The organism is Sphingomonas bacterium (genome assembly GCF_028289855.1).
In the GTDB taxonomy this organism is placed as follows: Bacteria; Pseudomonadota; Alphaproteobacteria; order Sphingomonadales; family Sphingomonadaceae; genus Sphingomonas.
Genome location: NZ_JAQGKZ010000005.1, coordinates 1 through 12,710, shown reverse-complemented (window position 1 = coordinate 12,710; position 12,710 = coordinate 1). Strand labels below are relative to the sequence as shown.

At 65.9% G+C, this 12,710-nt stretch carries 8 protein-coding genes and 2 pseudogenes; 5 read left to right on the top strand and 5 right to left on the bottom strand.

The genetic code is table 11. The features are described from left to right. From JWM94_RS00250 to JWM94_RS00240, 3 genes and pseudogenes are all read left to right on the top strand, one after another. A pseudogene (locus tag JWM94_RS00250) lies at nt 1-193 on the top strand (50S ribosomal protein L10); the annotation flags it as partial. A gap of 63 nt (nt 194-256) precedes the next feature. Beyond that, a complete protein-coding gene (rplL, locus tag JWM94_RS00245; protein WP_299419414.1) occupies nt 257-637 on the top strand; it encodes a 50S ribosomal protein L7/L12 in 381 nt (126 codons plus the stop codon). A gap of 195 nt (nt 638-832) precedes the next feature. Next, nucleotides 833-2,884 (top strand): acyltransferase family protein, encoded by a 2,052-nt coding sequence (locus JWM94_RS00240; protein WP_299419409.1) that lies wholly within the window; start codon nt 833-835, stop codon nt 2,882-2,884. Here the strand turns inward: JWM94_RS00240 and JWM94_RS00235 are convergent. From JWM94_RS00235 to JWM94_RS00225, 3 genes are all read right to left on the bottom strand, one after another. Continuing rightward, on the bottom strand, nt 2,881-3,558 hold the full coding sequence (locus JWM94_RS00235; protein ID WP_299419404.1) for a nitroreductase: 678 nt from the start codon (nt 3,556-3,558) through the stop codon (nt 2,881-2,883). The two genes, JWM94_RS00240 and JWM94_RS00235, sit on opposite strands and share 4 nt — an antisense overlap. After that, nucleotides 3,555-4,739, bottom strand: coding sequence for a hypothetical protein (locus JWM94_RS00230; RefSeq protein ID WP_299419400.1), 1,185 nt, complete (start codon nt 4,737-4,739; stop codon nt 3,555-3,557). The genes JWM94_RS00235 and JWM94_RS00230 overlap by 4 nt, the downstream gene beginning before the upstream one ends. Nucleotides 4,740-4,908: 169 nt before the next feature. Next, nucleotides 4,909-6,843: a CocE/NonD family hydrolase gene (locus tag JWM94_RS00225; protein WP_299419395.1), complete on the bottom strand. Its 1,935-nt coding sequence runs from the start codon at nt 6,841-6,843 to the stop codon at nt 4,909-4,911. A gap of 123 nt (nt 6,844-6,966) precedes the next feature. Here JWM94_RS00225 and JWM94_RS00220 point away from each other — a divergent pair, with 123 nt between their 5' ends. Further along, nucleotides 6,967-7,842 carry a class I SAM-dependent methyltransferase gene (locus JWM94_RS00220; RefSeq protein WP_299419390.1) on the top strand — a complete coding sequence of 292 codons (876 nt, stop codon included), beginning with the start codon at nt 6,967-6,969 and terminating at the stop codon, nt 7,840-7,842. Here the strand turns inward: JWM94_RS00220 and JWM94_RS00215 are convergent. Both JWM94_RS00215 and JWM94_RS00210 read right to left on the bottom strand, forming a co-directional pair. Beyond that, a complete protein-coding gene (locus JWM94_RS00215) occupies nt 7,816-8,970 on the bottom strand; it encodes a glycosyltransferase family 4 protein (RefSeq protein WP_299419385.1) in 1,155 nt (384 codons plus the stop codon). The genes JWM94_RS00220 and JWM94_RS00215 overlap by 27 nt on opposite strands. A gap of 144 nt (nt 8,971-9,114) precedes the next feature. Further along, on the bottom strand, nt 9,115-10,416 hold the full coding sequence (locus JWM94_RS00210; protein WP_299419382.1) for a hypothetical protein: 1,302 nt from the start codon (nt 10,414-10,416) through the stop codon (nt 9,115-9,117). 393 nt (nt 10,417-10,809) lie between these two features. On the opposite strand from JWM94_RS00210, the pseudogene JWM94_RS00205 reads away from it, so the two are divergent. Next, nucleotides 10,810-12,710, top strand: a pseudogene (locus JWM94_RS00205) (DNA-directed RNA polymerase subunit beta); the annotation flags it as partial.

Below are 12,710 nucleotides of genomic sequence, written 5' to 3'. Positions count from 1 at the left end.
AGCGATGGGTGCGACGTCCCTCGACGTGAACGGCGTCAAGGCGCTCGCGACGATGCCGTCGCTGGACGAACTGCGTGCCAAGATTGTCGGCCTGCTGGTGGCGCCCGCCACCAAGCTCGCCACGATCACGCAGGCTCCGGCGGCGCAGCTCGCGCGCGTCCTTTCGGCCTATGCGGAGAAGGAAGCGGCCTGATCATCGGGCTCTTTGGTTTTTGAACGAAACGATGGGCCGATGCGCCCGATAGGGAGAATACACATGGCAGACCTGACCAAGCTGGTTGACCAGCTGAGCGAACTGACCGTCCTCGAAGCTTCCGAGCTGTCGAAGATGCTCGAAGAGAAGTGGGGCGTTTCCGCCGCCGCAGCCGTTGCCGCTGCTCCGGCAGCCGGCGGCGCCGGTGGCGCTGCTCCTGCCGAGGAAGCGCAGACCGAGTTCGACGTGATCCTGACCGGCGACGGTGGCAAGAAGATCAACGTCATCAAGGAAGTCCGTGCCCTCACCGGTCTCGGCCTGACCGAAGCCAAGACGCTGGTCGAGTCGGCTCCCAAAGCCGTCAAGGAAGGCGTGAGCAAGGACGAGGCCGAGAAGGTCAAGAAGCAGCTCGAAGAAGCCGGCGCGACTGTCGAGCTGAAGTAAGCCGCTAGTGCGGAGACGATTTAGCGAAAGCTAAATCGCACCGCACAAGGCCGGCCGGCGCTGGCATCGCCAGCGTCCGACGTCACGGGCTTTTGCCCGTGACGGCCAAGCCAAAAAGAAAGGGCAGTTCCGGCAACGGAGCTGCCTTTTCTTATGTGCCTACAGACCCTAACCGGTCTGCGGGGGACTACCGACTTGACCAACGACACCGGCCCGACGCGGCTGGGCTATATTCCCGCGATCGACGGACTGCGCGCGGTCGCCGTCCTGTCGGTGGTCGCGTACCATCTGCGTCCCGGCCTGCTGGCGAGCGGCTTTGGCGGCGTGGACATCTTCTTCGCGATCTCCGGCTTCGTCGTCACCGGATCGATGATGGGCCAACGCTTCGCCGGGCTCCCTGCGATGCTGTCGCATTTCTACGCGCGTCGGCTGGTGCGGATCATGCCCGCTTTGCTCGCGATGCTGCTCGCCACGATCCTGATCAACCAGATGCTGATCCCCGAAGCATGGCTGAGCCGCGCGGTGCCGCAGACCGCGCGCTTCGCGTTCTTCGGGCTGTCGAACATCGTGCTGGCGACCGACACCGACGGCTATTTCGGGGTGCAGGCGGGGTTTAATCCGTTCACCCACACCTGGTCGCTGGGGGTCGAGGAGCAATTCTACCTGTTCTTCCCCTTCCTGCTGTTCTGGCACCAGAAGCTCGATAGTGCGAAGCTAGATACGGCACGCGCGGTGTGGCTGATCGGCTGGGTCAGCGCGGTGTCGTTCGCGCTGTGCGGCGTATTGACCTGGATCGACCAGAAATACGCTTTCTATCTGATCGTCGGCCGGTTCTGGGAATTGGGGCTGGGCATGATCCTGTGCCTGACGCTGCCGCGCTGGCGACCGGTATTGGCGGCGTGGCCGGGCACGATGCGAACCGCGCTGGCCATCGCGAGCGCGGTGTGCGTCGCGGCGGCGCTTGCCGTGCCCGAACAGGGCGGCTTCCCCTTCCCGCTCGCGATCGTGCCCGTGCTCGGCACGATTGGGCTGATCGCGAGCGTCGTGTCGGCGCCCGCAACGCCCGTCGCGCGCGTGCTCGCCAGCGCCGGCCCGGTCGCGATCGGGCGGCTGTCCTATTCACTGTACCTCTGGCACTGGCCGGTCTTCACGCTGTTCCGCTGGACCATTGGGCTCGAAACCGGGGTGTATCAGCTGACCGCGCTCGCGCTGGCGTTCGCGCTCGCCACGCTCTCCTACTTCCTGATCGAGCGGCCTTTCCGCCGCAGGACCAAGACCTCAGCACGGCGCAGCAAGCGGGTCTTCGCGCGCATGGCGGTGGGGACGATCGCGTGCGCCAGCCTCGGCTTCGTCATGCTGGTCGAGGCGCAGGCGCTGTCGATCAGCGTCACGCGCGATCATGCGCTTTGGTATGCCGATGGCGACCGCCCGCTCGATCCGGCGTTCACCCATTGCACCGTCACGGCGGCGTGGAGCGCGCGCGGGGGCGGTAACGTCGATAGCTGGACGCCCGGCAGCTGTACGACGCCACCGGCGAGTTTCCGCGTGTTCGCGATCGGGGATTCGCACAACACCGCTTACACCCCCGATTACCGCCAGCTCGCCGCCGAGCTGGGTGTGCCGGTGCGGAGTTACTTCCGGCCCGGCTGCCCGTTCCTGCGGCTGATCCAGCCGATGGACGAGCGGCGTCACTGCGCGGACTATTACCGGGCGTTCTTCGACGACCTTCGTTCGCAGGGGCGACCGGGCGATGTCGTGTTCCTGCCGGGATTGCGGCTGACGCGGCTGATCAATCAGTTCGGCCACGATGCCACGCACGACACGCCGGTCGATGACGCGCCATCGCCGGTCGCGGTGGCGGAAGCGCGCGCGACGCTGGCGCGATTGGAGGCGGCGGGGTTCCGCGTTGTTATCGAGGCACCCAAGCCGCTCTTCCCCGCGCCGCCGTTCCGCTGCGCCGACTGGTACGACCGCGCCAACCCGATCTGCGCCGATGGTTTCAGTATCCCCCGCGCCAAGGTGCTGGCGCTGCGCCAGGGGGTATTCAATGAAATGACCGACCTAGCGCGCCGTTACCCGGCGCTCAGCGTCTGGGACCCTTTCCCGATCCTGTGCCCGGGCGACCCGTGCCGCGCCTTCGACACCGCAGGGCGGCCGATCATGTTCGACGGCGATCATTTGAGCGGGCACGGCAACGATCTGGTCTATCCGGCGATGCGCGACGCGATCGTGGGCGCGCGGCGTTAATCGTCGAACCCGACGAACACCGTTGCTTCCTCGACCGTCTTGCGCGTCGATACCACGGCGTTGGCGGGGAAGTCGTCGTCGGGCCAGCCGAGCGCGATGCTCTTCATGATCACCTGATCGTCGGCGATCCCGGCATGTTCGCGCACCACCGGGGATTGCATGATCCCCTGACTGTTGATGACGGCGCCCAGCCCGCGCGACCAGGCGGCGTTGACGAGCGCCGTCGCCACCGCGCCGCAATCGAACGGCGTGTCGTCGCTGCCGTCGAGCATGCGGTCGTAGGTGACGATCACACAGACCGGCGCGTCGAACTGGCGGAAACCCCGCAGCACCCAGTCCTGGCGCCCATCCTTATCGTCGCGGGCGATGCCCATCGCGGCGAAGAGCTGTTTCGCGACGCCGATCTGACGCTCGCGATGCTGGTCGGCGAACCCCGGCCCGGTACGAAACTCGCGCGATTGCGGCACGCCTGCAACCATCCGCTCGGTATTGCCCGCGCGGATGCGGTCGAGCGGTTCGCCGGTCACGACATAGAAATTCCACGGCTGGGTGTTCATCGACGACGGCGCGCGCATCGCCAGCGCGATGATTTCCTCGATTAGCGCGCGGGGAACCGGGTCGGGTTTGTATCCACGAATGCTGCGGCGGCCGAGGACGACCTCGTCGTAAGTCACGCGACCTTCCGCTCGGCGACCTCGGGGTGCATGTGCGGGGCGCCGTCGAGGCGGAACGGCGCCATCTTCGCGCCCTCGCCGCGGTCGATCCCGATCATGTGCGCGGCGGTCGCGACGCCGGGCGCGCCGACATTCTCGCCCCATCGATAATCGGCCTTCATCGCCAGCACCGGCACGAACCACGGCTTACCGTCGATCGTCATGACGTTGACTTGCTCGCGCGCCAGCAGCGCCATGCCCGACAGATCGACCTCGGCGCCGGGCGCGAGGTCGAACGGCGGCACCATCGCCTGCTCGACGGTCGCGGCGAAGATCGTCTGCAGGTCCTGCGCCTGCCGCGCGCTGGCGGTGAGCATGTACATGCCGAAACGGATGTCGCGCGCGCCAACGGGTCCGGTATTGCGGACGATCACGCGGTAATCGACCGCGGCGCTCATCAGATTGGTGCCCGCGCGCTTCGGAATCAGCGTGATCTCAAGCCGCGGCTGCGGCTCGTCGGCGATACGGCGGCGCGCGGGAACGGTGATGTTGCTGGCCGGCGGCGCAGCGGGCTCCGGCGGCGCGGCGCGGGGTTTGGGAGCGATCTCCTCGACCGGTTCCTCCTTGCGCACGCCACGGCGACGACCGAGCATGAACCCGCCGGCTGCGACCAGCGCCAGCGCGCCCGCGCCGATCGCGATCAACAGACCGGTCGGCCAGCCGCTCGCCGGCTGGACGACTGGCGCCGACGCGGTCGCTACCGGTTCGGGCGCTGCCGAGGCCACGGGTGCCGGTACTGGCGTCGCAGTAGCGTCGGGCGTCGGCGTCGCCGTCACAGGTTGCGACGTGAGCGCGGGTGTCGGCTGCACCACCGGGGCGACGGTTGGCCGGCGGACGTTTGTTACCCGTGGCGTTCCCGAGGCAGCGGGCGACGCGCTCGCGCTCGGCCCCGCGGTCACGGGCGGAATCTTCAGAATGCTTGGCGTCGGGGTCGGCGTCGGGCGGCTGAGCGGCGCGATGATCGGGCCCGAGGTCGGGATCGGCGCCGGCGTCGGCCGGGTCGAGGGCTGCAAGCTGAAGGTCACCGGCGGCGTGCTCTGCGGCGCGGTGCCGTTCGATTGCGCGGCCGCCGACAGCGGCAGCAACGCCGCCGCCGCTGCGAGCCACACGCTCGCTCGCCCTAGAATGTTCGACCCCGTCATTCGCACCACGCCTAGAAACCCGTTCCTGAACCTACGCCAAATATCCAACCGTCACCCCGGCTTCATGCCGGGGTCCACAGTACCGCCAGCAATGCGGTCGGATGCTGGCGGCATCGCTTGCCGCCAAGCGGACCCCGGGACAAGCCCGGGGTGACGGTTGCTGATATAGTTAGCGTATCACCTGCGGCGGGGCGAGCGGCACGACCGGCAGCCACACCATGCTCGGCGTCTTTCCACCACGCATGATCGTTACCGTCGCCTTTTGATAGTCGGCCTTCTTCGCGAAGAAGATGTTCGGGACATACTTCTGCGGGTTGCGGTCGTAGAGCGGGAACAGGCTCGACTGGACCTGCACCATGATGCGGTGGCCTGGCTGGAACACGTGGTTCACCGTCGGCAAGCGGAACTTATATTCCTGCACCTGACCCGCCGGGATCGGCGACGGATTGCTGAAGCTCTGGCGATAGCGCCCGCGGAAGATGTCGAGGCTGATCGACAGCTGATATCCGCCCATCTTCGGGTCGGCGGGATTGTCCTGCGGGAACACGTCGATTACCTTGACGACGAAATCGCCGTCGGTGCCGGTCGTCTTGGCGAACAGGTCCGCGATCGGCGCGCCCGACACGCGGACCGCCTTGTCGAGCACCGGCGTTTCGTATGTCATCACGTCCGGCCGCCCGTCATAGCTGCGCTGATCCTGGACCAGCCAATCGCCCCAGCGCCCGTCGTTGAAATTGACCGGGCGCGGCAGATGCGGAACCGGCTTGGCGGGATCGGAGACGTAGCTGTCCCCGCCGTCGGCCTGTTGCCCGAAGCCCAGCCCGCCATCGGCGCCAAGGTAAATCGGCGTCAGCGGCGACGGGCACCCCTGCTGGCACGCCAGCGGCCATTCGCTGAATCGGTCCCAATGGTTCTCGCCGGTATTGTAGATCGTCGCCGCGGGCACCGTCACCGCGGGACCGTCCTTCAGATACTCGTTGAAGAACGGCAGGATCATGTCCTCGCGATATTGCGCGGCAGTGTCGCCGTTCCACTTGAACGGCCCCAGTTCGTACCCCGTCCGGTTGATCTGGCTGTGCCGCCACGGACCCATCACGATGAAATTGTTGCCGGTCTTGCCGGCCGCCTTCAGCGCCTCATAACTATTGATCGCGCCCCACATATCTTCCTGGTCCCACAGGCCCTGCTCCCAGATCGTCGGGACGTTCGAGGGGTTCTTGACGATCAACTTGTCGAGCGCCTGCCCCGACCAGAAGCCGTCATAGGCGGGATGCGCCGACATGCGGTCCCAATAGGGCAATTGATCGTAACCCGACTTCTTCGCCCAGTCGCCCGCCGACCCGATCTCGCGGAAATTGTCGTAATCGTCATAGCCGCCGGTCGGCGGCGCCTTGCCCTCGCCCTTGTAGCCCGTCTGTGCGCCGAGCCACGCGATGTTGGCGAGCCGGAACGCGCCGTAATGGAACCAGTCGTCGCCCATCCAGCCGTCGACCATCGGGCTCTGCGGGGCGGCGACCTTGAGCGCGGGGTGCGGGTGGAGCAGCGCCATGACGACCGTGAAACCCTCGTACGACGATCCGATCATCCCGACCTTGCCGTTCGACTCAGGCAGGTTCGCCTTGTTCACCAGCCAGTCGATCGTGTCGTACGCATCGGTGGTGTGATCGACCTTGCTGTCGTTGAGCGGACCGACCACCGGGCGCGTAACGACATAGCCGCCCTCCGACCCGTATTTGCCGCGAATGTCCTGATAGACGCGGATATAGCCGTTGCGGACGAATATCTCGTCCGCCAAGGGCAACGCCGCGAGCATCGACGCGCTGTCCGACCGTTTCGCCCGCCCAGCAGCGTTGTACGGCGTCCGGGTCAGCACGATCGGCGCGTTGGTCGCGCCCTTGGGGATGACGATCACGGTGTAGAGCTTGGTCCCGTCGCGCATCGGGATCATCACTTCGCGCTTGATGTAATCGGCGTTGGCGGGGCCGGGCGGCGTGAACTTGGCGGGCACGTCGTTGCCGCCGGGCGGCCACATCGGGGCTTGCTGCGCCAGCGCGGGGGTCAGGGCCAAAGCGACGAGTGGCAGCAACGCCAGCTTCTTCAACATGCGCGTACGACTCCTTGGGGAGGGGATGCGGCGTCCTAGGACGGCAACGCACCCGCATGCAATGGCCGTTGCCGTCGCTTCGCAACGCGGGCTATGGGCGTCGCCACTGGAGACCCGCAGCCAATGCCGAGTATCGACGACAAGAAAACGACCGCGGATCTCGTTGCGATCGACCGGCAGGAGCGCCAGGCGGGCAACCAGGAATGGTGGACCGAGAACACGATGAGCTACGACTGGAAGGCGAAGGCCCCGGGCGAGCCGTTCTCAGACGCGTGGTTCGACGATATCGATCGCCGGTTCCTGTTCGGCGCACGGCTGTTCTCGCCCGCCGCCAACCCGTTCGTCGAGATGATGGACCTCGCCAATCTGGCGGGGAAGCGCGTGCTCGAAATCGGTTGCGGCATGGGCATGCACAGCGAAATGCTGCTCAAGGCGGGCGCCAAGCTCACTTCGGTCGATATTTCCCCGACCTCGGCGCACGCGACCACCAAACGGCTCGCGCTGCGCGGGCTGAGCGGCGACGTGCGCCAGATGGATGCCGAACAGCTCGATTTCCCCGACGCGACCTTCGACCTCGTCTGGTCGTGGGGCGTGATCCATCACAGTTCGAGCACCACGCGCGTGCTGTCGCAGATCGATCGCGTGCTCAAACCGGGCGGCGAAGCGCGGATCATGGTGTACGCGCTCGACGGCATGTCGGCCTACATCACGCTGGCCAAATACATGTTCTCGTTCTGGCGGCGGCGCAACATCGACGAGATGCTGTGGCGCGACGCCGACGGGTTCACCGCGCGTTTCTATACGAGGGACAATTGGCGCGACCTGTTGTCGCTGTTCTTCGTCGATACGAAGATGGTGCTTTGCGGCCAGGACGCCGACGCGGTTCCACTGCCGAGGCAGTTGCGGATGCCATTACTCAAACTTTTCTCGGCCGAGCGGCTGCGCGCGATGGCGGCGCGGCGCGGATCGATGCTATTTTCGGTTTCGCGAAAGGCTTAGCGCCTGCCGCAGCATCGCGAAAATCCGCGGCTGGAAGTTGGCGATCCCGAAATAGTCGAGATCGGCGGGCACCCCGCGCGGCGTCGCCACCGCCCTGAGGATCGCAGCCTCCAGCGCGTCGGCATCGAACGGGTCGATCAGCTGGCCGTATTTGCCATCGCGCAACGCCTCGCGCCCGCCGTCGAAATCGCTCGCCACGCACGGAAGGCCGCACGCCAACGCCTCCAGAAACACCAGCCCGAACCCCTCCGCGACGCTGGGCATCACATAGGCATCGGCGAGATTGTAATAGGCAACCTTGTCGGATTCCGCGATTTCCCCGGCGAACACGACGCGGTCGACGACGCCATGCTCCGCGGCCAGCGCTTCGAGCCGCGCGCGATCGTCGCCGCGGCCGACGATCAGATAGGCGATGTCCTGGCGTTCGCGCATGACGCGCGGCAGGACGGCAATGATGCGGTCGAACCCCTTCGCCTGCTCGCCCGCATCCATCCTGCCCAACGTCATGATCACCGTGCGATCGGCGAGGCCGAGCCGCCGGGCAAGATCCTCGTCACGCGCGGTCATCGCGAAGTCTTCGAGATGAACGGTGTTGGGCACGACGACGCAGCGGTCGAGCGGCACCGGGCACCATTGCCGGAAGCGATCGAGCGTCAATTGGCTGACCGACATCACCAGATCGGTGTTGCGCGCTGCCTGCCGCGACCACGCGCGCTTGTGCGGTGTCCAGGCTTCGAGGCCGTGCAGGCAGGCCACCGACGGCGCGTGCGCTATTCGGGCAGCAATCCGCGCCAACGGCAGCAGATTGAGATGCGCACAATAGATCAGGTCGAACCGTGGACCGGTAACAAGGTGCCGAGTCATCGCGGCGACATAGCTGGCGATCCCGCCCGCCGCCGCACGGTCGAACACCAATTTGCCGGGCATCGGCTGGAGCGGATGGTTCGCGGCGCGCGGCAATGCGACGACACGCGCCACATTGGAATCGGCGCACATCGCCTCCAGCACGTCGCGCGACTGTTTCGCGATCCCGCCATGCCCGCCATAGGCGTCGGTGACGAGCGCAAGAATGTTGAGCGCGCGATGCGGAGTGCCGCCTAGCGGTGAAGCTGCCAACCGTTGGGGCATGGGGTAAGCGTTACTCGCTGGAGGAATCGGCGTCCAATAGACCGCCAGCGCGACGCGTATCAACGGCCAATGCGGTCCTATCGACGCGGAGAGGCCCGCGCCGACATCGCCGACGCGGGCCTTCCCCGCCCTAATCGAGGTCGATCAGGCGTGTTGCGGCTGGCCGTGCAAGGCCGCGCCGACATTGTCGCTCATCGACGAGCGGCTCAGCTCGATCGGGTCGAGCCCCTCGCCTTCCTCGGGCGTCACGCCGATCTCGAACGACGCCGAGGTACGGCCCTCGCTGCCGTCGGCCAGCGTGTAGCGGGCGTCGGCGACCACGATCGGACGGAACGATGCGGGCAAATCCTCGCCCATGTCCGACTTGAGCAGCGCGAGCGTCGCGTCGATGCGCTTGCCCTCGCCCGGCTCGATCGTCACCGGATCGGTCGTAGCATCGACCGGCGGGTTGATCAGCACGCGCTCCATCTCCGACCCGTTGGGATCGCTCGACAACAGGAATGTCGAGATGCGGACGTTCTTGGCCGACACGGTGCCCGAATTGCCGACGGTCAACTCGATCTCGACCAATGCCTCATCGACGTTGGTTCCGGCGCGGACCGGGCGCATCGCAAATTCGAGCCACGGGCGCTCGGCGACCGGGGGCGTACCGGCGGTGAGTTCGGCAACCTCGTCAGCGTCCGAATTAACGATATGGACTTCATCCGGGGCAACGGCGACCGGTTCGATCGCGGCAGCCGTTTCGGTGCGGCGGAGGAATTCCGGCTCCTTGCGCGGCGCGACGGCAGCGACCGGCAACGGCTCCAAGACCGGCGCAACGGCAACCGGCTCGACATAGGCCTCCTCGACATAAGGCTCCTCGGCATAGTCATATTCATCGACGCGGCGGCGGCGCAGCGCGAACAGGCCGACCAGCAGGATCGCCAGGGCAGCGAGGCCGCCACCGATCCATGCCCAAACCGGCACGGTGCTGGTCGTGGTCGATTGCGTCGATGCAGTATCTGCATCTGCAGCAGCCGGTGCCGGCTCGGTGACCGGCGGCGCAGCGGCGACCGGAGCGGCCGGCGCGGTCGCGACGGGTTCGGCAGGCGCCGCTGGCTGCGGTGCCGGCGCAGTTTCGACCGGCGCTGCCGGAGCAGTCGCACGAGCGGGTGCCGGACGGGCGGTCGCAGCCCGTGTCGTAGCGGTGCGCGTTACGGTCGAACGCGTAGCGGCGCGACGCGCCGGCGCTGCGGCAGGCTCGGCTGCAGGCGTTGCTGCTTCCGGCGTATCGGGCACGGTGCGGACCACGGGCGGCGGCGGAACCGTCGCCGATTGCGGCGGGGTCACGACGACCGGCGGAGCGGCCTGCGTATCCTGCGCAAATGCGGGGGTTGCAAAGAACGCGGTGGCGCAAAGAAGCGGCGCGACGGCGCGGACGAAGCGGGGGGTGCGTTGTGGTTTCATGACGGCTTAACAATGAAGGGAACCCGAGTCTGGTTCCGCTTTCTGTCGCAAGCTCGAACTCGCTTCATCGCGACCGAAACGGTTAATCGATTGATTCCGAAAGATAAAGTACGCTCAAAAAATCGTTGACTTTTTTGTCGATTCTTCGCGAGCGGGTTTGACAGTTTCCAACTGCAACCCTATATCGCCGCTTCCACCATGATCTTCGGGAAATGACGCGGCGTCGCGCACCGTGTCGGCACGAATTGGGGATTGTGGTTCACACGACGCCAAGAAGCTGCACGTCCACACTTCGGAAACGATGGTTGGATGAGCGGCCTTTTTGCGTCGTTTCGCGTGCCCGCCCGGTGGAATCCGGGCATGACATGACGGCTTGAAGAGGCGAAATCCCACATGGCGACCAAGGCGATCACGGGCAATGGCTCGGGCGGCACCGCGAAGCGGCGCATCCGCAAGGTATTCGGCAACATCCACGAAGTCGTGCAGATGCCGAACCTGATCGAGGTTCAGCGCGAATCGTACGAACAGTTCCTGCGCTCCGACCCGTCGATCGGTTACGTCTCCGGTCTCGAAAAGACGCTGCGCAGCGTGTTCCCGATCCGCGATTTCGCCGGCACCGCCGAGCTCGACTTCGTCAATTACGAGCTCGAGCCGCCCAAGTTCGACACCGACGAGTGCCGTCAGCGCGGGATCACCTACGCCGCCCCGATGCGCGTTACCTTGCGCCTGATCGTGTTCGAGGTGGACGCCGATACCGACGCCCGCTCGGTGCTCGATATCAAGGAGCAGGACGTCTACATGGGCGACATGCCGCTGATGACGGGCAACGGCACCTTCATCATCAACGGCACCGAACGCGTCATCGTGTCGCAGATGCACCGCTCGCCGGGCGTGCTGTTCGACCATGACCGCGGCAAGACCCACGCCAGCGGCAAGTACCTATTCGCCGCGCGCGTGATCCCGTATCGCGGCTCGTGGCTCGATTTCGAGTTCGACGCCAAGGACATCGTCAACGTCCGCATCGACCGCAAGCGCAAGCTGCCGGTCACCGCGCTGCTCTACGCGCTCGGGCTGACGTCGGAGGAAATCCTCAACCAGTTCTACAACCGCGTGACGTATGTCCGCGGCCAGGGCGGCTGGCAGATCCCGTTCGCGGTCGAGAACTGGCGCGCGCAAAAGCCGCTGTTCGACATCGTCGACGCCAAATCGGGCGAAGTGATCTTCCCCGCCGGCCAGAAGGTCAGTCCCCGCGCAGCCAACAAGGCGCTCAAGGACGGGCTCGAGACGTTGCTGATCCCGACCGAGGAAATCTTCGGCCGTTATTCGGCGTACGACCTGATCAACGAGAAGACCGGCGAAATCTATATCGAGGCGGGCGATGAAGTGTCGGCCGAGAACCTCGAACTGCTCGACAAGGCAGGGATCGACCGGATCGAGCTGCTCGACATCGACCATGTCTCGACGGGTCCGTGGATTCGCAACACGCTCAAGGCCGACAAGGCCGAGGAGCGCGAGCAGGCTTTGTCCGACATCTATCGCGTGATGCGCCCCGGCGAGCCGCCGACGCTGGAGACCGCCGAAGCATTGTTCGCCGGGCTGTTCTTCGATCCCGACCGTTACGATTTGTCGGCGGTCGGCCGCGTGAAGCTCAACATGCGCCTCGACCTCGATGCCGAGGACACCGTCACGACGCTCCGCACCGAGGATATCCTCGCGGTGATCAAGACGCTGGTGGACCTCAAGGACGGCAAGGGCGACATCGACGACATCGACAATCTCGGCAACCGCCGCGTGCGCTCGGTCGGCGAGCTGCTCGAGAACCAGTACCGCGTCGGCCTGCTCCGCATGGAGCGCGCCGTGAAGGAGCGCATGTCGTCGGTCGACGTCTCGACCGTGATGCCCAACGACCTGATCAACGCCAAGCCCGCGGTCGCCGCGGTCCGCGAATTCTTCGGCTCGTCGCAGCTGTCGCAGTTCATGGATCAGACCAACCCGCTCTCCGAAGTGACGCACAAGCGTCGCGTTTCGGCGCTCGGGCCGGGCGGTCTCACGCGTGAGCGCGCGGGCTTCGAAGTCCGCGACGTTCACCCGACCCATTATGGCCGCATCTGCCCGATCGAGACGCCGGAAGGCCCGAACATCGGCCTGATCAACTCGCTCGCCAGCTTCAGCCGCGTCAACAAATATGGCTTCATCGAGACGCCGTACCGCAAGGTCGTCGACCACAAGGTCACCGACGACGTCGTCTATCTGTCGGCGATGGAAGAGGCCAAGCACACGATCGCGCAGGCCAA

Coding starts and splice junctions, on each gene's coding strand:
- rplL (WP_299419414.1), top strand. CDS start 257: ATGGCAGACCTGACCAAGCTGGTTGACCAGCTGAGCGAACTGACCGTC.
- JWM94_RS00230 (WP_299419400.1), bottom strand. CDS start 4,739: ATGACGGGGTCGAACATTCTAGGGCGAGCGAGCGTGTGGCTCGCAGCG.
- JWM94_RS00225 (WP_299419395.1), bottom strand. CDS start 6,843: ATGTTGAAGAAGCTGGCGTTGCTGCCACTCGTCGCTTTGGCCCTGACC.
- JWM94_RS00220 (WP_299419390.1), top strand. CDS start 6,967: ATGCCGAGTATCGACGACAAGAAAACGACCGCGGATCTCGTTGCGATC.
- JWM94_RS00215 (WP_299419385.1), bottom strand. CDS start 8,970: ATGCCCCAACGGTTGGCAGCTTCACCGCTAGGCGGCACTCCGCATCGC.
- JWM94_RS00210 (WP_299419382.1), bottom strand. CDS start 10,416: ATGAAACCACAACGCACCCCCCGCTTCGTCCGCGCCGTCGCGCCGCTT.